Source organism: Geodermatophilus sp. SYSU D01045 (genome assembly GCF_054050295.1).
Window position 1 is genome coordinate 190,871 of sequence record NZ_JBJGZB010000005.1, and the last position, 20,993, is coordinate 211,863.

The 20,993-nt window shown below is 77.0% G+C and carries 22 protein-coding genes; 9 read left to right on the forward strand and 13 right to left on the reverse strand.

Annotation, left to right across the window (positions count from 1 at the left end; genetic code table 11):
* The first annotated feature begins 34 nt into the window (after nt 1-34).
* Nucleotides 35-1,342: an FAD-binding oxidoreductase gene (locus ACI798_RS06365; protein WP_457047501.1), complete on the forward strand. Its 1,308-nt coding sequence runs from the start codon at nt 35-37 to the stop codon at nt 1,340-1,342.
* A gap of 281 nt (nt 1,343-1,623) precedes the next feature.
* Here ACI798_RS06365 and ACI798_RS06370 read toward each other — a convergent pair whose 3' ends face one another.
* Together ACI798_RS06370 and ACI798_RS06375 are read right to left on the reverse strand one after the other, a co-directional pair.
* Nucleotides 1,624-1,923 (reverse strand): hypothetical protein, encoded by a 300-nt coding sequence (locus ACI798_RS06370; protein ID WP_456939394.1) that lies wholly within the window; start codon nt 1,921-1,923, stop codon nt 1,624-1,626.
* A gap of 26 nt (nt 1,924-1,949) precedes the next feature.
* A complete protein-coding gene (locus tag ACI798_RS06375) occupies nt 1,950-3,206 on the reverse strand; it encodes a globin domain-containing protein (protein WP_456939393.1) in 1,257 nt (418 codons plus the stop codon).
* Between the two features lie 257 nt (nt 3,207-3,463).
* On the opposite strand from ACI798_RS06375, the gene ACI798_RS06380 reads away from it, so the two are divergent.
* Genes ACI798_RS06380 through ACI798_RS06390 form a run of 3 tightly spaced genes read left to right on the forward strand, consistent with a single transcriptional unit; the run spans nt 3,464 to nt 7,067 of the window.
* Entirely contained in the window at nt 3,464-4,588 is a 1,125-nt protein-coding gene (locus tag ACI798_RS06380; RefSeq protein ID WP_456939392.1) for a globin domain-containing protein, read from the forward strand.
* On the forward strand, nt 4,585-5,391 hold the full coding sequence (locus tag ACI798_RS06385; RefSeq protein WP_456939391.1) for a DivIVA domain-containing protein: 807 nt from the start codon (nt 4,585-4,587) through the stop codon (nt 5,389-5,391). The genes ACI798_RS06380 and ACI798_RS06385 overlap by 4 nt, the downstream gene beginning before the upstream one ends.
* A 50-nt stretch (nt 5,392-5,441) precedes the next feature.
* Nucleotides 5,442-7,067, forward strand: a complete 1,626-nt coding sequence (locus ACI798_RS06390) for a bifunctional 3'-5' exonuclease/DNA polymerase (protein WP_456939390.1) — start codon at nt 5,442-5,444, stop codon at nt 7,065-7,067.
* Between the two features lie 3 nt (nt 7,068-7,070).
* Here ACI798_RS06390 and ACI798_RS06395 read toward each other — a convergent pair whose 3' ends face one another.
* On the reverse strand, nt 7,071-7,223 hold the full coding sequence (locus ACI798_RS06395; RefSeq protein WP_456939389.1) for a hypothetical protein: 153 nt from the start codon (nt 7,221-7,223) through the stop codon (nt 7,071-7,073).
* Between the two features lie 176 nt (nt 7,224-7,399).
* Between ACI798_RS06395 and ACI798_RS06400 the strand changes: the two genes are divergently transcribed.
* The gene (locus ACI798_RS06400) at nt 7,400-7,852 is read left to right on the forward strand and encodes a DUF5709 domain-containing protein (RefSeq protein ID WP_457047502.1); all 453 of its coding nucleotides are present in this window, start codon (nt 7,400-7,402) and stop codon (nt 7,850-7,852) included.
* A gap of 121 nt (nt 7,853-7,973) precedes the next feature.
* Here ACI798_RS06400 and ACI798_RS06405 read toward each other — a convergent pair whose 3' ends face one another.
* The 7 genes from ACI798_RS06405 to paaA all read right to left on the reverse strand — a co-directional run bounded on the left by ACI798_RS06405 (nt 7,974) and on the right by paaA (nt 13,177).
* Entirely contained in the window at nt 7,974-8,696 is a 723-nt protein-coding gene (locus tag ACI798_RS06405; RefSeq protein ID WP_457047503.1) for a DUF6875 domain-containing protein, read from the reverse strand.
* 149 nt (nt 8,697-8,845) lie between these two features.
* A complete protein-coding gene (locus tag ACI798_RS06410; RefSeq protein ID WP_456939386.1) occupies nt 8,846-9,304 on the reverse strand; it encodes a thioesterase family protein in 459 nt (152 codons plus the stop codon).
* Between the two features lie 5 nt (nt 9,305-9,309).
* Entirely contained in the window at nt 9,310-10,386 is a 1,077-nt protein-coding gene (gene paaE / locus ACI798_RS06415) for a 1,2-phenylacetyl-CoA epoxidase subunit PaaE (protein WP_456939385.1), read from the reverse strand.
* The gene (gene paaD, locus ACI798_RS06420; protein WP_456939384.1) at nt 10,387-10,893 is read right to left on the reverse strand and encodes a 1,2-phenylacetyl-CoA epoxidase subunit PaaD; all 507 of its coding nucleotides are present in this window, start codon (nt 10,891-10,893) and stop codon (nt 10,387-10,389) included.
* Between the two features lie 5 nt (nt 10,894-10,898).
* Nucleotides 10,899-11,807, reverse strand: a complete 909-nt coding sequence (gene paaC, locus ACI798_RS06425) for a 1,2-phenylacetyl-CoA epoxidase subunit PaaC (protein ID WP_457047504.1) — start codon at nt 11,805-11,807, stop codon at nt 10,899-10,901.
* A gap of 52 nt (nt 11,808-11,859) precedes the next feature.
* The gene (gene paaB / locus ACI798_RS06430; RefSeq protein ID WP_457047505.1) at nt 11,860-12,228 is read right to left on the reverse strand and encodes a 1,2-phenylacetyl-CoA epoxidase subunit PaaB; all 369 of its coding nucleotides are present in this window, start codon (nt 12,226-12,228) and stop codon (nt 11,860-11,862) included.
* A complete protein-coding gene (gene paaA, locus ACI798_RS06435) occupies nt 12,218-13,177 on the reverse strand; it encodes a 1,2-phenylacetyl-CoA epoxidase subunit PaaA (RefSeq protein ID WP_457047506.1) in 960 nt (319 codons plus the stop codon). Before paaA ends, paaB begins: the two co-directional genes overlap by 11 nt.
* 88 nt (nt 13,178-13,265) lie before the next feature.
* On the opposite strand from paaA, the gene paaK reads away from it, so the two are divergent.
* Entirely contained in the window at nt 13,266-14,606 is a 1,341-nt protein-coding gene (gene paaK / locus ACI798_RS06440; RefSeq protein ID WP_456939380.1) for a phenylacetate--CoA ligase PaaK, read from the forward strand.
* Nucleotides 14,603-15,205: a TetR/AcrR family transcriptional regulator gene (locus ACI798_RS06445; RefSeq protein WP_456939379.1), complete on the forward strand. Its 603-nt coding sequence runs from the start codon at nt 14,603-14,605 to the stop codon at nt 15,203-15,205. Before paaK ends, ACI798_RS06445 begins: the two co-directional genes overlap by 4 nt.
* 11 nt (nt 15,206-15,216) lie before the next feature.
* Here the strand turns inward: ACI798_RS06445 and ACI798_RS06450 are convergent, their stop codons facing one another.
* Both ACI798_RS06450 and ACI798_RS06455 read right to left on the reverse strand, forming a co-directional pair.
* Nucleotides 15,217-15,378, reverse strand: a complete 162-nt coding sequence (locus ACI798_RS06450) for a hypothetical protein (protein ID WP_456939378.1) — start codon at nt 15,376-15,378, stop codon at nt 15,217-15,219.
* Between the two features lie 133 nt (nt 15,379-15,511).
* A complete protein-coding gene (locus ACI798_RS06455; RefSeq protein ID WP_457047507.1) occupies nt 15,512-16,747 on the reverse strand; it encodes a hypothetical protein in 1,236 nt (411 codons plus the stop codon).
* A gap of 125 nt (nt 16,748-16,872) precedes the next feature.
* Here ACI798_RS06455 and ACI798_RS06460 point away from each other — a divergent pair, with 125 nt between their 5' ends.
* Entirely contained in the window at nt 16,873-17,874 is a 1,002-nt protein-coding gene (locus tag ACI798_RS06460; RefSeq protein ID WP_457047508.1) for a site-specific integrase, read from the forward strand.
* 4 nt (nt 17,875-17,878) lie between these two features.
* Here ACI798_RS06460 and ACI798_RS06465 read toward each other — a convergent pair whose 3' ends face one another.
* Nucleotides 17,879-20,308, reverse strand: coding sequence for a flippase-like domain-containing protein (locus ACI798_RS06465; RefSeq protein ID WP_457047509.1), 2,430 nt, complete (start codon nt 20,306-20,308; stop codon nt 17,879-17,881).
* A 216-nt stretch (nt 20,309-20,524) separates the two neighbouring features.
* On the opposite strand from ACI798_RS06465, the gene ACI798_RS06470 reads away from it, so the two are divergent.
* Entirely contained in the window at nt 20,525-20,899 is a 375-nt protein-coding gene (locus ACI798_RS06470) for a cupredoxin domain-containing protein (RefSeq protein ID WP_456939374.1), read from the forward strand.
* Nucleotides 20,900-20,993 lie beyond the last annotated feature (94 nt).

The window sequence follows — 20,993 nt, forward strand, 5'->3', positions numbered from 1 at the left end:
CGGGTGCACCGACCCCCGCACCTGGAGACGCCCCGTGAGCACCCTGTCCGTCCCCTCGCCGCCCCCGCCCCGCACCGCGGACCCGCGGCCGGCTGTTCTACCGCCCGACCTGACCGCCGCACTGAGCGCCCGCCTCTCGCCGGCGGCCGTGCTCGCCGACGGGGCGGTGGTGCGGGTCGCGGAGGACGCCGACGTCGTGGCCGCGCTGCGGCTGGCCGGCCGGCACGGGGTGGCCGTGGCCGTCCGCGCGCCCGGCCGGGCCGGCGACGACGCCCGCGCGCTGCTGGTGGACCCCGCGGGGCTGGGCGAGGTGACCGTGTCGCCCGCCGGCTGGGCGCGGGTCGGCGCCGGGGTGCGCTGGCGGGACCTGGCCGAGCGGGCCGCCGGGCACGGGCTGACCCCGATCACCGGGGCCTCGGCCGCCGAGCGGGTCGCGGACACCGTCACCGGCGGCGGCGTCGGCCCGCTGGCCCGGACCTACGGCCTGGCCGGGGACCGGGTGCGGGCGGTGGAGGTGGTCACCGGCGACGGCGTGCTGCGCCGGGTGACCCCCACCGACGGCGCCGACCTGTACTGGGGCGTCCGCGGCGGCGGCGCGGCACTCGGCGTCGTCACCGCCGTGGAGCTGGACCTGCTCGCCGCCGGGCCGCGGTACGGCGGCGAGCTGCGCTGGCCCGCGGCCGACGGCGCGCGGGTGGCCGACGCGTGGCGGACCTGGTCGGCGGCGCTGCCCCCGCAGGCGGGCACCGCGCTGGTGCTGACCCGGCCGGCGCGGGGCGAGGGGTCGGTCGCCGTCCGGTTCGCCTGGGCCGGCGAGGCCGACGACGGCGACGGGCTGCTCGACGTCCTGCGCGCGGCCGCACCGCCCGGGGCGGCCGACCTGGCGCCGCGCGGGCCGGCGGGCCTGGCCACGCCCGCGCTCGACGACGGCGTGGAGTCCTCGCTGCTGCTCGACCGCCTCTCCGACGGCGCGGTCGCGGGGCTGCTGCGCGCGGCGGGCGGGAGCCGGCCGCGCACGGTCGAGGTGCGGCTGCTCGGCGGCGCGCTCGGCTGGGTGCCGCAGCGGCCCAGCGCCGTCTGTCACCGGGACGCCCGGCTGGCGGTGCGGGTGGCGGGCGGCGCCGGCGCCGAGGACCGGGCGGCCACCCGCGCCTGCGCCGAGGAGTTGGCCGCCGCGCTCGACGGCGACCTCGGCGGCCGTGCCCCCGCGCACGGCTGGGGGACGGCGCCCGACGTGCTGGCCCGCACGCCGACGCCCGCCGTCCGGGAGCGGCTGGCCGCGCTGGCCGCGGCCACCGACCCGCACCGCATCCTCGAGGGGGCGGCGGGCCGGCGGGCGTGACCGGCGGGGCGGGGAGGCCGGGCCTCCCCGCCCCGGTGCCTCAGCGGGTCCCGGGCCGCGCGGGCGTCCCGGCGTTGAACACCTGCAGCGTGTAGGCGTCGAAGCGCCGCAGCCAGGTGCGCAGGGTGCGGCGGGTCGTCGTGGGCGTGGTCGTGCTCATGGCGTCTCCTCGAGATCGATCCGGGGGGACGTCGTCGTCCGTCGGCCGCGGGTGCGGCCGTCTCCCACGGTCCCCGCCGCGCGTGACACGGAGGTGAACGCGGGCCGTGACGCTCGTCGCGTCAGGCCGGCCGCCCGGCCAGGGACCGCCGCACCGGCTCGGACGGGCGCAGCACGACCTCCCGTCCGCGCCACGCCGCCGCCTCCAGGACGTCGGCGACGAGCTCGCGGCCCGAGGCCGACAGCGCGGTCACCGAGCGGGCGTCGACGACGTCGACGCGCACCGGCTCCAGGCCGTAGCAGCGCCAGAACGCCTCGACGGCGTCCGCGTCGACCACACCGGCCAGGCAGAGCACCCGCCCGGCGGAGGTGTTGAGCAGGCGGACCACCCCGCGGCGGGCGGCGGCAGCGGTCGGGGGCACCGGCCCGGTGTGCCCGGCCGCCCGGGCTACCGGGCCGCCCCCGCCGGCTCCGCCAGGGCTCCGGGCGCCGGCTCGGAGGCGAAGTCGGCCTGCCACAGGTCGGGGCCGAAGACCTCGTACTGGACGTCGCGGGGAGCGACCCCCTGGTCGACCAGGGCGCTGCGGAGCACGCGCATGAACGGCAACGGCCCGCACAGGTAGTAGGTGGCGTCCTCGGGCAGCTCGACGTCGTCGAGGTCCATGGTCCCCTCGTGCACGCCGTCGACGGGCAGCGAGGTCCGCGCGCCCCGCTCGAACCAGACGTGCGCCGTCGCGTTCGGCAGCCGGGCGACGTCGTCGAGCACCTGGGCGCGCAGCGCGAAGGAGGCCTCGTCGAGGTCGGCGTGCAGCAGCGTGACGGGCAGCGAGGAGCCGGCCGCGGCCAGGTGGGACAGCATCCCGGCCATCGGGGCGATGCCGATGCCGGCGCTGGCGAACACGACGGGGCGGCCGGAGTCGTCGAGGACGACGTCCCCGAAGGGCGCCGACAGCGTCAGCCGGTCGCCGACCCGCACCCGGTCGCACAGGTGGTTGGAGACCTCGCCGTCCGGCTTCTCCCCGCCACGCACCCTCTTGACCGAGAAGTGGCGGTGCTCGCCGTCGTCGGCGCGGGTGAGGCTGTACTGGCGCGGCTGGCGGACGCCGTCGGGCAGCGGCACCTGCACGGTGACGTACTGGCCGGGCAGCGACGTCTTGACCAGCCGGTCGTCGACCCGCCGCACCCGGAAGGTGACGACCTCGGCGGTCTCCTGGACCTTCTCGGCGACCTCCCACTCCCGCCACACCGTCTCCGGGCGCACCCCCCGGGCGCTGTAGAGACCGCGCTCCTGGTGGATCAGCGCGTAGGCCATCAGCCAGTAGACCTCGTCCCAGGCCGCGGCCACCTCGGGGGTGACCGCGTCCCCGAGCACGTCGGCGATCGCCCAGAACAGGTGCTCGTGGACGACGTCGTACTGGGCCGGGGTGATCCCGAGCGAGACGTGCTTGTGCGCGATCCGCGACAGCAGCTGCTCGGGGAGCTGCTCCGGTGTCTTCACCAGGGTGCTGGCGAACACGGCGACGGAGCCGGCCAGCGCGACCTGCTGCTCTCCGGTGGCCTGGTTGCCGCGGTTGAAGACGCCGTCGAACAACTCGGGGTGCGCGCCGAACAGGTGCCTGTAGAAGCGCCGGGCGATCTCCTGGACGTTGTCGGCGACCACGGGCAGGGTCGCCTCGATCACGGGACGGGAGCGGTCAGACAGCATGCGGTCCTCCTCGGCCGGCCGACGGGCGAGCAGTGGCCTGCTGGGCTCCCCGTGTCCGCGCCCGCCCGTCGTCGCCGTCCGCGGGGGAGGGTGCCCCACCGGCGCGCCCCCGCGACCGACCCTGCCAGGAGCGGCTCGGGAAATCGACCGGAGCGGTGCCGGAGAGGTCTAGCCGCCGCCCGGAGGCCTCGCTAGTGTGCGCCAGGTCACACGGCCGAGCCGACGGCCCACGGGGGGCGATCGTGGACATCCCAGCCATGCGAGCGAGCTTCGCCAAGGCCGCGGCCGCCGGGGACGAGGCGCCGCTCTGGTTCTACTCGCACCTGTTCCTCGCCCATCCCGAGACCCGGCAGATGTTCCCGGTCTCGATGGCACACCAGCGGGACCGGCTCTTCGCCGCGCTCGGCGAGGTGGTGGCACGGGTCGACGACCTCGACTCGCTCGTGCCGATCCTGCAGCAGCTCGGGCGCGACCACCGCAAGTTCGGGACGGTGGCCGAGCACTACCCCGCGGTGGGAGCGAGCCTGCTGGCCACGCTCGCGCACTTCGACGAGGACTGGGACGACGCGCTGGCCGCGGACTGGACGGCGGCCTACGAGCTGGTCGCCTCGGTGATGGTCGCGGCCGCCGACGAGACGGCCGACGAGCCGCCGTGGTGGGACGCCGAGGTCGTGGCGCACGAGCGGCGCACCGTCGACACCGCCGTCCTGCGACTGCGGACGAAGGTCCCGCTGTCCTACCGCCCCGGGGAGTCGATCTCCCTGGAGACCGAGCTGCGGCCGCGGCTGTGGCGCTACTACTCGCCGGCCAACGCCTGCCGGCCCGACGGCGAGCTGGAGATCCACGCCAGGGCGCAGGCCGGCGGGCCGGTCAGCACCGCCCTCGTGCGGCAGGTCGACGTCGGGGACGTCCTGCGGCTCGGGCCCCCGGTGGACCACATGCAGTTCGACCCCGACTCCGATCGCGACCTGCTGCTGGTGGCAGGGGGGACGGGGCTGGCGCCGCTCAAGGCGATCGTCGACCACGTCGCCCGGAACGGCACGCCTCGGCGGGTGGACCTCTTCGTCGGCGTCCGCGCCGAGAGCGACCTGTACGACCGGGCGGACCTGGAGCGGCTCGAGCGGGAGAACCCCTGGCTCACCGTGACCGTCGCCGTCTCCGAGGACGGGGACTCGCAGTGGGCGCACGGCGACGTCGGCGAGGTGGTGGCGCACTCCGGGCCGTGGGGCAGTCGGGAGGCCTACGTCGCCGGTCCCCGGCCGATGGTCGAGGACACCGTCGAGCGGCTGCTGCGGCACGGCCTGCCCCGGGGCCGCATCCGCACCGAGGTGTTCGCCCCCAGCCGTCCCGGACCCGATGTCGATGGAGAGGTGACGTCATGACGACCGAGCAGGTGGCCCCCGGCGGCCGGCGGCTGACGCCCGCGGACGTGCGCGAGGTGCGGTTCCCCCGGTCGTCGATGCTGAACCCGGGCTACAGCAACACCGAGGTCGACCGGTTCCTGGACCGGGTGGGCGACGAGCTGGCCCGCCTGCACGCGGAGAAGGTCGAGCTGCGCGGCCGGGTGCAGGAGCTGCAGGCCCAGGTGGGCGAGGAGAGGCCCCGGGAGGAGCCGACGGCGCAGGCGGTGAGCCTGCTCGCGGTCGCCCAGCAGACCGCGGACCAGTACGTGGCGGAGGCGGAGACGTTCAGCCGGGTGATGGTCAGCGAGGCGCAGCAGCAGTACGACGAGCAGCTGCAGTCCGCGCGCGAGAAGGTCGGCGCGATGATCCAGGCCGCCCACGAGGCCGCGGCCCGGATCGTCGCCGAGGGCGGCGCGCCGGCCGCCGCGGGCGACGCCCGCACCGCCGAGGAGCTGCAGGAGCAGGTGGCCTACCTGCAGGCGTTCGGCCAGGCGTGCCGGACGCAGCTGCGGTCCTACCTGGAGGCGCTGATCGGCGAGGTGGAGCGGGCCTGGGGTCACGCCGACCCGACGGCCGTGCCGGTGCTGGACTCCAGGGCCCCGGTGACCCGGCCGGCCCCGCCACCCAGGACCCCGGCGGCCGGGGCCGGGTCCGCCCCGGCCCAGGAACCACCCACGGTCGAGGCCGCCGCGGTGCTGCTCGGCGAGCAGTCGCTGGGACCCGGGTCCGCCGACGGCGCGCCCGCCCAGGTGGCCGCGGAGGGTGCCGGCGACCGGTCCTGACCTCCGCGGCGGTCCGCGGGACCGTCGGCCCGGTCGGGCAGACTGCGGCGGTGGACCGGGTCCTGCTGCGCCGCCGCGGGGACGCGGTGGCGGTGCACGAGGCCGACGGCGCCGTCGCCGAGGTCCCCGCGGACGGGCTCGTGGCGCTGGTGCGGGAGCGCGAGCGGGGCGGCGTCCGGTGGGTCTGGGACGACACCACGCGCTGGTACCCGGGGCTACTGGCCGCCGGCGTCCGCGTGGCGCGCTGCACCGACCTGCGGCTGTGCGCCGACGTCCTGCGCGGCTCGCCGTACGCCGGCCCCGGCCCGGCGGCGGACCCGGGCTGGGCGGCGCTGGAGCCGGTGACCGCGGACGACCCGGCGCTGTTCGACCTCGCCGACCCCGCCGACGCCCTCGACCCGGTCGCCGAGGACCGCCGCCAGCAGGCCGTGCTCGCCGCGTCCCCGCAGCGCGCGCGGCTGGGCCTGCTCCTGGCCGCCGAGTCCTCCGGCGCGCTCGCCGCCGCGGAGATGACGCACGCCGGGATGCCGTGGCGGGCCGACGTCCACGACCGCCTGCTCGCCGGGCTGCTCGGCCCGCGCCCGCCCGCGGGCCTGCGGCCGGCGGCGCTGGAGGCGCTGGCCGGGGAGGTCCGCGCCGCGCTCGGCGTCCCCGAGCTCAACCCGGACTCGCCGGCCGCGCTGCTGCGGGCGCTGCAGGCCGCCGGCCTGCCGGTCGAGGACACCCGCTCCTGGACGCTGGAGCGGGTCGAGCACCCGGTCGTCGCGCCGCTGCTGGAGTACAAGCGGCTGGCCCGGCTGCTGGCGGCCAACGGCTGGAGCTGGCTGGACGCCTGGGTGCGTGGCGGGCGGTTCCGCCCGGTGTACCTGCCCGGCGGGGTGGTCACCGGCCGGTGGGCATCCTCGGGCGGGGGCGCGCTGTCGGTGCCGGTGCAGGTGCGCCCGGCCGCGGTGGCCGACGACGGGTGGGAGCTGGTGGTGGCCGACGTCGCCCAGCTCGAGCCGCGGGTGCTGGCCGGCATGAGCGGCGACACCGCGCTGGCCGCCGCGGCCCGCTCGCGGGACCTGTACGCCGGCATGGTCGACGCCGGGGTGGTGGCCACCCGCGCCGAGGCCAAGGTCGGGGTGCTGGGCGCGCTGTACGGCGGCACCCGCGGCGAGAGCGGGCGGATGGTGCCGCGACTGGCGCGCCGCTACCCGCGGGCGATCGGGCTGGTGGAGGAGGCGGCGCGGGCGGGGGAGCGCGGCGCGGTCGTGTCCACGCTGCTCGGGCGCGGCTCCCCGCCGCCGGGTGCCGCGTGGGCCGAGCGGGACGCCGACCTCGGCGAGGCGCCCGAGCCCCGCGGCCGCGACTCCGACCGCGCCCGCCGCGCGTGGGGGCGGTTCACCCGCAACTTCGTGGTGCAGGGCACCGGGGCGGAGTGGGCGCTGTGCTGGCTGGCCGACCTGCGCAACCGGCTGTGGCAGCTCGGCGGGGGCCGGCTGGAGGAGCGGCCGCACCTGGCGTTCTTCCTGCACGACGAGGTCGTCGTGCACACCCCGGCCGGCCTCGCCGACGCCGTCGTCGCGGAGGTCCGGGCCGCCGCGGTCACCGCCGGGCGGCTGCTGTTCGGGGGGTTCCCGCTGGACTTCCCGCTGGACGTCGCGGTCGTGCGGTCCTGGGCCGACGCGGGTTGAGCGTCAGACGGCGGTGCTGGTCTCGAGCAGGCGCCGCAGCGCCTCCTCGAAGTACTCCTCGTAGAGGTCGCGGACGAGGTCGGTGCGGTCCTCGGCGACGGCGGCGTTGACCCGCCGGACGTAGTGCTCGTGCAGCGTGGTCATCGAGGTGTCCACGGCGGTCTCCCTGGAGGTCGGCTGCCTCCAGTGTCCGCCGGTGGGTGACGGCGTGGTCGCAGGTGGGACTGCTCGTTCGGTCACACGCGCGGCCCTCCCGCCCGGCCCGGCACGGTGGCAGGGTGAGCTCGCCCCGGACAGCGCCGTCCGTCCCGCCCGCACCCGAGGAGCCCACCGTGGACCGCGACCTGTACGGCACCGACGGCACCGACCCCGAGGAGGCCACCGGCCTGCTCGAGGCCGAGGACACCCTCGAGGACCCCCGCCGCCCGCGTGACCTGGACACCGGCTGGTCGCCGCCGGAGCGGCCCTGGGGCGTCGACGAGTGGGGCACCACCGAGCGGGAGGAGGCCACCGGCGAGGGCCTCGCCGGGCGGCTCGCCCGGGAGCTGCCCGACCGGTCCTGGGACGACGAGGACGGCGACGGCCTCGGTGACCTCACGGGCAGCGACGGCGAGCTGCTCGACGACGAGGTCGGCGACGCCCGCGCGGGCCGGCTGGCCGAGGTCGGCGACGACGGCGTGGTCGACCGGGAGGACGAGCTGCTGGGCGAGGACCTCGGCATCGACGGCGGGGCGGCGTCGGCCGAGGAGGCGGCGGTGCACCTGGTGCGCCGCGGGGACGAGTAGCGCCCGTCCAGCGCCTCGCGTGCGGCGCTGCCCGGGCCCTCGGGGCGGCTCCGGCCCCGGGCGTCAGGGTGCCGTCGGCACGGGCCGGCGCCGGTTCCCGACGCCGGACCCCTCGTCCGGCCTACGTCCCGCTCCTCGGCTCGGGTGTCACTGCGCGCGCAGGTCCCCGGGACGGGCCCTGCTCACCCAGCTCGCGCCACGGCAACCGGCGCAGCTGCTCGGCGAGAGCGTGCACCGCGGACGGTCCGAAGCGCTGCGCCCAGCGGTCGAGCCAGTCGTGGTCGTCCAGGAAGAACTTCCAGTCGCCGACGACCCCCTGCCGCACGAACACGAACGGCACGGGCGACCGGAACGGGCGGAAGTCGGCGTTGTGGATCGCGGTCCCCTCGTTGCCCGGGTGGAACGGGCCGAACACGATCCCGTCCTGGGTGTACGCCGGGACGGCGATCTGCCGCAGGGCGTCGTCGAAGACGCTCCCCGCACGGTCCGCCGGCAGGTCCGGGAAGACGACGACGATCACCTTCTGCTCCACTTCGTCGCCGTCCGTGGGGTCGGTCTCCAGGAACCGTCTCCTGTAGCCGTCCAGGAGTTCGACGACCCGTGACCCGTCCCGGTCGGCGATCCGCTCGGGAGCGAGCCACAGCGTCCTGCGCGACAGGGCTCCGGGCACGAAGGGACACACGGGCCCGGGGCGGCCGAGGTCCTCGTGGGGGTTCGCCACGAAGGCCCGGATCCACTGCGCGACGGCGCGGAGCGCGTCCAGGTCGGCCTGCGCGAGCCGACTCGTCCTCCCGGCGTCCTCGAGGTCCTCGAGGAGGAACAGGTCGGTGGTCTGTGTGGGCATCACACGTCCTCCTGGAGCGGACCGACGACGGCGTCACGGATGCGGTGGGTCGAACGCCGCGCGGGCGCGATCCGGACCCCCCCGGGACGGCCTCCACCCTGGACGCGGTCACCACGAGGCAGCAGGGACGAAGGGCCTGCCCTGGCATGTCAGGACCCGGAGTCACCCTCCTGATCTCGGGAGGCACCACCGGGCCCGGACGGGCTCCGGTCCCGCGCCGGGGTCCGGAGCCGCGCCGCCAGGGCCTCCTCGGGCAGGACCGCCTGCTCGGTCGTGCCGCGGCCGAGCTCCCGGCCGGCGGCGTCCACCGCGACGCACGCGCAGGTGAGCCGGTTGCCGCGGACCCCGGTGCAGCGGGCGGTCACCCGCACGCGGTCGCCCACCCACGCCGGTGCCCGGTGCTCGACCGACACCGCGGTGCCGACGCCGGCCTCACCCGGCTCGAGGTGGCCGAGCAGCAGCTTCCGGCCGGCCTCCTCGAAGTGCTTCGCCATCGCGTAGGTCGCGTACACCGGGTGCACCGGCCCCAGCTCGTCGAAGTCGACGGTCATCGCCGCGGTGACGACGACGTCGAGGACCGCGGTCTCGCCGACGGCGACCGGGCGCACGGGCGTCAGGCGTCGAAGTCGACGGTGACGGCGTCCGACCGCGGCAGCGTCTGGCAGGTCAGGACGTAGCCGGCGTCGACCTCGGCGGGCTCCAGCGCGTAGTTGCGCCGCATCTCCACCTCGCCGTCGGTGACCCGCGCGCGGCAGGTGCCGCAGACGCCGCCCTTGCAGGCGAACGGCAGGTCCGAGCGCACCCGCTGCGCGGAGTCCAGCACCGGGACGTCGCGGGGCAGCGCCAGCGTCGTCGAGCGGCCGTCGAGGACCACGGTGACCTGGGCGCTCGGGCCGGCGACGGTCTCCTCGTCGCCGCGCACCGGCTCGGGCGGGACCTCGTCGACGTAGAACAGCTCCTGGTGCACCCGCTCGTCCGGGACGCCGAGCTCGGCCAGCAGCGCGCGGGCGTCGGTGACCATCCCGTGCGGGCCGCACAGCCACCAGTGGTCCACGTGCGGGGCGTCCACGAGGGCGCCGACCAGCGTGCGCAGCCGGTCGCCGTCGAGCCGGCCGCTGGTCAGCTCGGTGTCGCGCGGCTCGCGGGAGAGCACGTGCACCAGCTGCAGCCGGGGGCCGAAGCGGTCCTTCAGGTCGGCGAGCTCGTCGGCGAACATGACCGTGTTGGTGCGCCGGTTGCCGTAGAACACGGTGACGGTCGACGCGCCGTCGCGCAGCACGGTGCTCGCCAGGCTCAGCGCGGGGGTGATCCCGGAGCCGGCGACGACGAACACGTGGTCGGCCGGCTGCGACAGGTCGGCGGTGAAGGTGCCCGACGGCGGCAGCACCTCGATCGCGTCGCCGGGGCGCACCTCGTGCACCAGCCAGGAGGAGAAGAAGCCGCCGGGCACCTCGCGGACGCCGACCCGCGGCGGGGCGCCCACCGGCGCGCAGATCGAGTAGGAGCGGCGCTCGTCGCGGTCGCCGTCGACCCGCCGCAGGGTGAGCGCCTGGCCCGGCCGGAACGCGTAGTCGTCGGCGAGGTCCTCGGGGACGTCGAAGGTGACCGCGACCGCGTCGTCGGTGAGCCGCTCGACGCTCGCGACCCGGAGCGGGTGGAACCGCGGACGGCGGCGGGCCGGTGCGCTCACTCAGATCTCCTTCACGTGCTCGAACGGCTCGCCGCAGGCCCGGCAGCGGCGCAGCGCCTTGCACGCCGTCGCGCCGAACTCGCTGATCTCGACGGTGTCGGGGGAGCCGCACAGCGGGCAGGCCGCCGTCCGGCGGGTCGGGCCGAGCTGCAGCGGGACCGGCCCCTCGGGGCGGACCGGCGCCCTGCCGGGAGGGGCGATGCCGGCCGCGGCGAGCTTGCGGCGGCCCTCCTCGGTGATCCAGTCGGTGGACCAGGCGGGGGAGAGCACGGTGCGCACCTCGACGTCGTCGAACCCGGCGGCGTGCAGCGCGTGCAGCAGGTCCGCGCGCATGACGCCCATCGCGGGGCAGCCGGTGTAGGTCGGGGTGATGTCGACGACCACGGTGTCCTCGTGCACGCGCACGTCGCGCAGCACGCCGAGGTCGGCGAGCGTGAGCGTGGGCAGCTCGGGGTCGGTGACGGTCTCGGCGACCGCCCGCGGGTCGGGGCCGGCAGCGATGGCCATCTCCGTCACCAGGTGGCCGCCGGGTGCTGCCGGGCGAGGCCCTGCAGGGTGCCGAGCAGCTCGGTCAGCTCCGGGCCGTGGACGCCGGCCCGGCCGCGCGGGGCGGCGTCGGCCGGCCAGGCCGGCACCGTCAGCGTCGCCCGTTCCAGCACGGTGGTGAGCACGCCGCGCACCTCGTCGCGGACGGCGGCCGGGTCGACCGCGACCCCGGCGGCGACCAGCCGGGTCTCGACGTCGGTGGCGGTGAACAGGTCGGCGAGGTGCGGCCAGACGGCGTCGACGCCGGCCTGCGCGCGGCGGTGCGACTCGGCCGTCCCGTCGCCCAGGCGCAGCACCCAGCGGGCGGCGTGGTCGCGGTGGTAGGTCAGCTCGTGCACGCCCTTGGCGGCGATCGCGGCGAGCACCGGGTCGCGGGAGTCCCGCAGCCGGGCGGACACCGCCAGCCGGACGGCCGACGCCGCGAGCAGCCGGACCATCGTGCGCGCGAAGTCGCCGTTCTCCGCCGCGACCAGGCCGGTGCAGCGGAACTCGCCGGGGTCGCGGAAGTAGGCGAGCGCGTCCTCGTCGGGGATCGACGCCGTCGCCCGCTCGCGGGACCGGCCGAGGACGCCGGCCGACCCGGCGCGGGCCAGCAGCAGCCGGGCCTGGCCGAGCAGGTCCAGGCCGACGTTGCCGAACGCGACCTCCTCCTCGAGCTCGGGCGCGGCGGTGATCCACTGGGTCAGCCGCTGGGCGAGCACCAGCGCGTCGTCGCCGAGCATCAGGCAGTAGGCGCCCAGGTCGGCGGGGTCGACGCCGTCGGGGACGGTGGTGTCCACCCCGGCCAGCGGGTCGTCGAACCCGGTGCCGAACGCCCAGTGCCCGGCGTCGTCGTGCGCGTTGGTCAGCGCGTCGTAGACGGTCTCCTCGTGCACGACCTGTCCCTCCCGGGGAGCCGATGGCGCGACAGCGGCCATGGTGGCCCGCTCACATGTGGGGGACGTTCTCCGGGATCTCGTAGAACGTCGGGTGGCGGTAGACCTTGTCGCCGCTCGGGGCGAACATCGGGTCCTTCTCGTCGGGGCTCGACGCGGTGATGTCGGCGGCCCTGACCACCCAGATGCTCACGCCCTCGTTGCGGCGGGTGTAGAGGTCGCGGGCGGCGTGCACGGCCATCTCGTCGTCGGGTGCGTGCAGCGAGCCGACGTGCACGTGGTTGAGGCCCCGCTTGCCGCGCACGAACACCTCGTACAGCGGCCAGTCGCGGCGGCTGACCGAGGGCGCCGGCGTCGTGGGCACCTCCGGACCGGTGGGGACCGCGCCGTGCCCGCCCTCGGCGGTGAGATCAGTGGACACGGTGCTTCTCCGCGTAGGCGGTGGCCGCCTCGGTCACCCACGCGTTGTCGTCGCGGGCGGCGCGGCGGCGGGCGATCCGCACGGCGTTCATCGGCCCGTCCCCGCTGATCACCCGCTTGAGCTCCGACCAGTCGATCGGGCCGTACCGCCAGTGCCCGGTCTCCTCGTCGAGGGCCAGGTCGGGGTCGGGCAGCGTGACGCCGAGGGCCAGCGCCTGCGGCACGGTCATGTCCACGAAGCGCTGCCGCAGCTCGTCGTTGGTGTGCCGCTTGATGCCCCACGCCATCGACTGCGCGGTGTTGGGGCTGTCGTCGTCGGGCGGGCCGAACATCATCAGCGAGGGCCACCACCACCGGTCGACGGCGTCCTGCACCATCGCCCGCTGCTCGTCGGTGCCGCGCATCATCGTCATCAGCAGCTCGTAGCCCTGCCGCTGGTGGAAGGACTCCTCCTTGCAGATGCGGATCATCGCCCGGGCGTAGGGCCCGTAGGAGGAGCGGCACAGCGGCACCTGGTTGCAGATCGCCGCGCCGTCGACCAGCCAGCCGATCACGCCGACGTCGGCGTAGGTCAGCGTCGGGTAGTTGAAGATCGAGCTGTACTTCTGCCTGGACTCGATCAGCTTGTCGGTGAGGTCGGCCCGGTCGGCGCCGAGCGTCTCGGCCGCCGCGTACAGGTACATCCCGTGGCCGGCCTCGTCCTGCACCTTGGCCAGCAGGATCGCCTTGCGGCGCAGGCTCGGGGCGGCGAGCAGCCAGTCGCCCTCGGGCTGCATCCCGATGATCTCCGAGTGCGCGTGCTGGGCGATCTGGCGCACCAGCGTCCGCCGGTAGCCCTCGGGCATCCAGTCGCGCGGCTCGATCCGGTGGTCGGCGGCGATCGTCGCCTCGAACTGCTCCTGCAACGCGGTCTCGTCGACGGCGGCGCGGTCCACGACGGGTGCGGCCATTGACTTCCTCCCATTTACTGACCAAGCGGTCAGGAATAGTGTGACCCACGGCACCGGGAGAGACAAGCGCGGAACGAGGACGGCAGTCATGGCGGCATCGACGACGACCACGGCGCAGCGGCTGGGCGAGACCCCCGACCCCGCGACGCTCGACCCCGCCGAGCGCATGGGCGCCGACGAGCTGCGGGCGCTGCAGCTCGAGCGGCTGCGCTGGTCGCTGCGGCACGCCTACGACAACGTGCCGCACTACCGCCGCGCCTTCGACGCCGCCGGCGTGCACCCCGACGACTGCCGGGAGCTCGCCGACCTCGCCCGCTTCCCGACGACGAGCAAGGCCGACCTGCGCGAGAACTACCCGTTCGGCATGTTCGCCGTCCCGCGCGAGCAGGTGCGCCGCGTGCACGCCTCGTCGGGGACGACCGGCAAGCCGACCGTCGTCGGCTACACCGACCGCGACCTGGCGACGTGGGCGGCGGTCATGGCCCGCTCCATCCGCGCCGCCGGCGGACGGCCGGGCGACGTGCTGCACAACGCCTACGGCTACGGCCTGTTCACCGGCGGTCTCGGCGCCCACTACGGCGCCGAGGCGCTGGGCTGCACGGTCGTCCCGGTCTCCGGCGGCATGACGCCGCGCCAGGTGCAGCTGATCACCGACTTCGCGCCCCGGGTGGTCATGGTGACGCCGAGCTACATGCTCACCGTCCTCGACGAGTTCGAGAAGCAGGGGCTGGACCCGCGGGCCTCGAGTCTCGAGATCGGCGTCTTCGGCGCCGAGCCGTGGACCGAGCAGATGCGCCGGGAGATGGAGGAGCGCGCCGGCATCCACGCCGTCGACATCTACGGGCTGTCCGAGGTGATGGGTCCCGGCGTCGCCCAGGAGTGCGTGGAGACCAAGGACGGCCTGCACGTGTGGGAGGACCACTTCTACCCGGAGGTCATCGACCCGATCACCGGCGAGGTGCTGCCCGAGGGCGAGGAGGGCGAGCTGGTGTTCACCTCGCTCACCAAGGAGGCCATGCCGGTCGTCCGGTACCGGACCCGCGACCTCACCCGCCTGCTGCCGGGGACCGCCCGGCCGGGCATGCGGCGGATGCAGAAGGTCACCGGCCGCACCGACGACATGGTCGTCCTGCGCGGCGTGAACCTGTTCCCCACGCAGATCGAGGAGGTCGTGCTGCGGACGCCGGGCCTGTCGCCGCACTTCGCCCTCGAACTGGTCACCCGCGGCCGGATGGACCACCTGGTCTGCCGGGTCGAGGCGCGCCCGGACTGCCCGCCGGAGCGCCGGGAGGCCGCGGCCGCGGAGGTCGCCACGGGCGTCAAGGACACCGTGGGGTGCAGCATCGAGGTGCTCGTCGTCGACCCGGAGACGCTGCCGCGCTCGATGGGCAAACTGCAGCGCATGACCGACAACCGCGACCGTCCGTGACGGAACTCGCGCGGGCCCGCCGGGGCCGCCCCGGGCACTCGCTGGACTCGCTGCTCGACGTCGCGGTGGCGGTGTTCAACGAACGCGGCTACGACGCCACCAGCATGGACGAGCTGGCCGGCCGGCTCGGCGTCACCAAGTCGGCGATCTACCACCACGTGCCCGGCAAGGTCGAGCTGCTGCGGCTGGCGCTGGACCGGGCGCTCGACGCGCTGTTCGCCGTCACCGAGGAGCCCGGCGCGCGCACCGGCCGGGCGATCGACCGGCTCGAGCACGTCGTGCGCGGGTCGGTGCGGGTGCTGGCCGCCGAGCTGCCGTTCGTCACCCTGCTGCTGCGGGTGCGCGGCAACTCCCCGGTCGAGCAGGCCGCGCTGCAGCGCCGCCGCGAGTTCGACCGGATCGTCACCGACCTGGTGCGCGCCGCGGAGGAGGAGGGCGACGTGCGCCCCGACGTCGACCCCGCCGTCACCAGCCGGCTGCTGTTCGGCACCGTCAACTCGCTCACCGAGTGGTACCGCCCCGGCGGCAGCCTGTCGGCCGACGCGCTGGCCGACGCGCTGGTCCGGACGACGTTCCAGGGGCTGCGCGCCCGGCCCTGACGGCGCCGGCCTCAGCCCTCGCCGCCCAGCTCGGCGTACTCGAGGTCCTGCAGCAGGCGCCGGTCCTCCTCGAGGTCGGCGAGCTCGTCCGTGCTCGGGCCGGCGACGCCGGCCGTCGGCCCTCCGGGGACCGGGAGTGCGGTGGTGTCCGGGTACGGCAGCTGGTCGCTCATGGCGCGGGTCCCTCGGTCGCCGCCCGGCGGTCCACCGGGACGGGAGATGGGGCCGGGTGCTCGGCCGGGGGAGCGGAGCCGGGACGCGGGCTCCCCGACGACAGCTGCCCGCGCGGCTCCGTGTCCGGGGAGGCTACGCGCCACCGGGACCGGGCGGACCGGTCCGAGGTCCCTGGTCCCCGTCGCTCTCCTCGGTCCGTCCGGCGAGTCGCGCGCGCAGCTCCTCGACCTCGGCGGTCAGCGCGCCGAGCTGCTCCGCGGTCCGCCGCGCCGCGGCCTCGGCCTCGGCGGCGCGGCGGGTGGCGGCCTCCGCGCGTTCCGCGCCGCGCGCTGCCCCGGTCAGCGCCTCGCGCAGGTCGCCCTCGGCCGCGGCCGCGCGGTCGGCCGCCTCCCGCGCGAGGGTCCGGGCGTCCCGCTCGGCGCGCCGGGCGGCGTCCCGGTCCCGCTCGGCGTCGCGGGCCTGCTCCCGGGCGGTCGCGGCGGCGGCGCGCGCCTCGTCCCGGGCGGCCGCCGCCGCGTCGCGCTCCCGCGTCCGCACCTGCAGGTCGGTGGTCAGCGCGCGCTCGGTGACGTCCCACCGCGCGCGGGCCTCGACGAGCGCGTCGTGCTCCCGGGTGGCGGCCTCGCGGGCCCGGCGCCCGTCCTCCCGCGCCGCCTCCGCCTCCCGCTCGGCCGCTCGCTGCCGGCCCGCGGCCTCCTCGGCCTCCGCGCGGGCGGCGGCGCGCTCCGCATCGGCCCGGTCGCGCGCCGCCTCCGCCTCCTCCCGGGCGGCCTCGGCCGCCCGGCGTGCCCCGTCCGCCCGCCCGACCCGGTGTGCGGCCTCCGCTTCCGCGGCGGCGATCCGGTCGTCGGCGTCGGCGCGGGCGGCCGCGGCGTCGCGCTCGGCCGCCCGGCGCGCCTCCTCGGCGTCGGCGCGCTGCGCCTCGGCGGCGCGGGTGTGCTCCTCGGCGTCGAGGCGGGCGGCGTGCGCGGCGTCGACGTCGGCCGAGGCGCGGGCGAGCCGGGCCTCCACGGACGCCTCGTCGCGGTACTGCTCCAGCGCCTCCGCCGTCGCGGCGAGCAGCGCGGCCTGGGCCTCGGCGGTCCGGGCGGCCTCGCGGGTCACCTCCGCCCAGCGGCCCACCAGCTGCCGGACCCGGCCCTCGGGCGGCAGGTCCTGGACGAGGGCGGCGGTGGTCGCCGCCAGCCGGGCGGTCGCCGAGCCGGCCGCCCGCGCGCGGGCCTGACGGGCGGACTCGGGGTTGTGGTCGGGCCGCTCGCAGAACCGCGGCGACGGGCCGCTGCGCCCGGGGGTGCGCGGCCGCGGTGGCGCCGGGCAGCCGGGATAGGCGCACGTCATGGGGACCGTCTCGCCGGAGGGCGTCGCCATACCCAGAAACGATAGATGGACGGCGCCCATCCATGTATCTGTCCGACGAGCGAGCAAGACGGCATCACTTCCGAGAAGCCCCTACTCTGCGAAGTGGAATCCGGCAGCCGACGGAGGTGCCCCGCATGGCCTCACCGGCCGATCCGCGCCCCGGGGACGGACACCGGGGGAGCGTCGTCCCGACGACGGACCTGACGGCGGTCGGCACCTACCTCGCCGCATCGCTGGCCGGATCGACCCGGACCGCCTACGCCCGCGACCTCGCCGCGTGGGCCGCCTGGTGCCGGAGCCGGTCGCTGCCGTCCGCGCTGCCGGCCGACCCGCTGGCCGTCGCCGCCTGGCTCGCCGCGATGGCCGACGACGGGCACAGCCCGCGCTACGTCGCCCGCCGGCTCTCCGCCCTCAACGACGCCTCCCGCACCGCCGGGCACCCCGCGCCCGGCGACAGCGAGGGGGTGCGCCGCACGCTGAGCGGCATCCGCCGCACCGCCGCCCGCGCCGGCGTCCGGCCGCGGCGGGCCCGTGCGCTGGACACCGCGACCGTCCGGGCCCTGGTCGAGGACCTGCCCGGCACCCTCGCCGGCGTCCGCGACCGGGCGCTGGTCCTGGTCGGCTACGCCCTGGGCCTGCGCGCCTCCGACCTGGTCGGGCTGCGGGTCGAGGACCTCACCCCGGGCGGGCACGGCGGCCTCGACGTCCTCCTCCGGTACTCCAAGACCGACCAGGAGGGCGCGGGGGAGACCCTCGCCCTCGCGCCGGGGGTGCGCGCGGCCACCTGCCCGGTGCGCGCCGCCCGGGCCTGGCTGGCCGCCCTGGCGGAGCAGGGTGTGACCTCCGGCCCCCTGTTCCGGTCGGTGGGGAAGGGGCGGGCCCCGCGGCTGGGCGCCGGCGCGCTCACCACCCGCAGCGTCGCCCTGGTCCTGGAGCGCGCGGCCGAGCGGGCCGGGGTGCCCACCGAGGGGCTGTCCCCGCACTCGCTGCGTCGCGGCTTCGCCACGACCGCCTACGCCCGCGGCGTGCCGGAGAAGGAGATCAGCCGCACCGGCCGGTGGCGGTCGCTCGTCGTCCGCACCTACGACGACTCCAGCCGGTGGGCCGACCCCGCCTCCGGCGCGCTCGGCCTCTGAGGGCCTACACGTAGTGCTCCCGGCGCAGCCACGCGAACGCGGCCCAGCCGGGCAGGATCGGCAGCCAGAAGGTGGCGATCCGGTAGAGGAAGACGGCGGGGACGGCCACCGTGTGGTCCATCCCGACGCCGACCAGCCCGGCGATGAGCGCGGCCTCGAGCGCGCCGAGCCCGCCGGGCGTGGGCGCCACCGCGGCGACGGCGGCACCGGCGAGGTACACCGCACCCACGGCGACCGCGCCCACGTCGCCGCCCAGCGCCCGCGTGGACAGGTACAGGCAGGACAGATAGCCGAGCGTCGTCAGCGCCGAGCCGCCCAGCAGCAGCACCACCCGGCCGGGGCTGCGCAGCGCGCCGGCCAGGCCGTGGGCCGAGCGACGCAGCGGCGGCACCAGCCGCGCGGCCGTGAACCGCCGGACGGCCGGGACCGCCGCGGCGGCGACGGTGAGGACGAGCACCGCGAGGGCGCCCCACACGACGGCCGGCGACTCGACCGGCCGGGCGAGATCCGGCAGCGACCGGCCCGCCCAGATCCCGAACCCCACCAGCAACACCACGTGGACGACGGTCCCGGCCGCGTAGCTGAGCCCGACGCCGGACGTGGCGACCGCGACGTCGAGACCGCAGCGCTGCAGGTAGCGCACGTTCAACGCCATCCCGCCCAGCCCCGCGGGCACCAGCCGGCCGGCGAACGAGGAGGCCAGCTGCGCGACGAAGGTCGGGACCGCCCGCAGCCGCACGGCCACCGCCCCCGCGAGGCTCGCCGCCGCGCCCACGTACGTCAGCAGCGACGTCGCGAGGACCGGCGGCACCCACGCCCAGTCCGCGTCCCGCACCCGCTCGGCCATGCCGGCGACGTCGCCGAGCTGTGGGAGCAGCAGGTAGCAGGCGAGGGCGAGCACGCCGACGACGAGCAGCGTCCGGGGACGGACGCGCTCCAGGTCCACCAGCCGCGGCTCCGGGACGCCGCACCGCTCGCTGACGGCGGCGCGCAGCCGGGCGGCCAGGTGCCGGTCGTGCCGGAGCGCGTCGCGCGTGGCGCCGCTCAGCGAGTCCGGCTGCAGCCGGGGCAGCGCCGCGGCCACCGCCTCCGGCCCGAGCCCGGCGACCGCGGTGTCCACCGCGGGGTCCACACCGACCTGCAGCGCGAGGGCGACCAGCAGCTGGGCGACGTCGGCGTCGAGCAGACCGGGGGCGGCGGCGGCCTCGCTGAACCCCCAGTCGATGAGCCAGGGCCGGCCCGACGGGTCGAGCAGGACGTTGGCGCGGCGCAGGTCGCGGTGCGCCACCCCGTGCCGGCGCAGCACGGCCACCTGCTCCCAGATGCCGCGGAGCACCTGCGTGGTCACGGCCGCGTCGGGCACCCGGTCCAGCGTCGCGCCGTCGACGAGGTCGTAGGACAGCAGCCACGAGTCGCGTCCGACGGGGGCGATGGTCCGGAGGCGGGGCGTCCGCCCACCGGCGTCCCGGACCAGCAGCGACACCATCGCCTCGTGCTCCACGGTGCGGCGCAGCGAGGAGAAGGGGCGCTCGTCACCGACGTCCTTGAGCCGGAGGAACCGGTAGGCGCGGAACAGCAGGTCCGCCGCCCGGTTCTCGGCGCCCATGACCTTGGCGAACACGCGGTCCCCGTTCCGCAGCCGCGCGGTCCAGGGCACCGAGCCGCGGGCGTCGACCACCGCCGGCGCCACCTCGACGGGGTCCAGGCCGCCGCCGGCCAGGGCCGCGGCCACGGCCGCCCGGGTCGGCCGGGCGAGGGGACGGCCGAACGCCAGCAGGGTCGCGGAGCCCGCGGCCGCGCCGAGCGCCAGGGACACCGCCAGGGTGGCCGGCGACGTCCGGGGCGCGAGCAGCTGCAGCAGCGCGGTGGCCGCGAGGACCAGGGCCCCGGCCCGCCGCCACCGCCGGGACACGAACGGGGCCAGCACGACGAACGCGGCGGCGGCCACGGCCAGGCCGTCCACCCCCAGCGCGCCGCGCAGGCCGGCCGGCCGCCCGCCGAGCAAGGCCTCGACCGGGCGTGCGAGGAGCGCCGCGGTGGCGCCGCCGGCGAGCAGGTACCCGAACAGGCGGGGGCGGCGGAGCAGCAGTGGGGCGGTGCCCGCCGCGGCCAGCGACAGCGCCAGCAGCACGGTCACGGCCCCGGTCAGGAACCGCTCGAGGGTCGGCGCGGCCGCGGACAGCCGCGCCACCAGGCCGGCGTCGAGCGCGGCCGCCGCCTCGCGCGACCACGCGGCCACCGGCACCAGCAGCAGCGTGACCAGCGTCAGGACCCCGGTGCGCAGCACGTCGCTGGGGGACCGCTCGTAGCCGGTGACCTCCTCCTCGGAGGCGCCCCCGCCGCGGGCGGCCGGTCCCGGCGCCGCCGGTCCGGGGGGAGGCGTCGGCACCTGTGCCGTCGGGCCGCCCGTCCGGGACGCGCCGGGACCGGGCATCGCTGGCTCCTCTGCGCATCGGGGCAGGGCACGCGGCGGGCCACAGTGTGGCCCGCCGCGCGCCGGCGGAGGCGGGACGCCGTCGTCCCTCGGGCGGTCGCGGGCGTACTACCGTTGCGACTGCGCACGGCACCACGTCGGGACGCAGGACCGCCCCGGTGCCGGGCGGGGTGCCCGGTGATGGCGATGAGGGCTCCAGCAGCAGCTCTCCTGACGGTGCTCCTCCTGTCGGCCGCGTGCGGCGGCTCCGGGGAGGACGACACGGAGGCCGCGGCCACCACGGTGGCCGGCGCCCCGACGCTGCAGGGCAGCGTCGGGACCGAGGACTCGCCGGACGCCTTCGAGATCGCCCTGGTCGACGAGGCCGGCGCGCCGGTGACCGAACTGCCGGCCGGCCGGTACAACGTCGTCGTCACCGACCACAGCGGCGTCCACGACTTCCACCTCGACGGCGGCGACGGCGCGGTCGACGAGAAGACGGGCGTGCGCGACACCGGCGAGACCACCTGGGTGGTCACCCTGGAGCCCGGCGAGTACCGCTACATGTGCGATCCGCACCCGAGCATGCACGGCACGTTCACCGTGACCTGACCGGACGGCGGCGGCGCTGGTCGGGCACCGACCGGTCGCCCTAGACTCCGCGCCCTACGGCCACCAGCCACGCCGCCGGGAGGTGGGCCCGTGG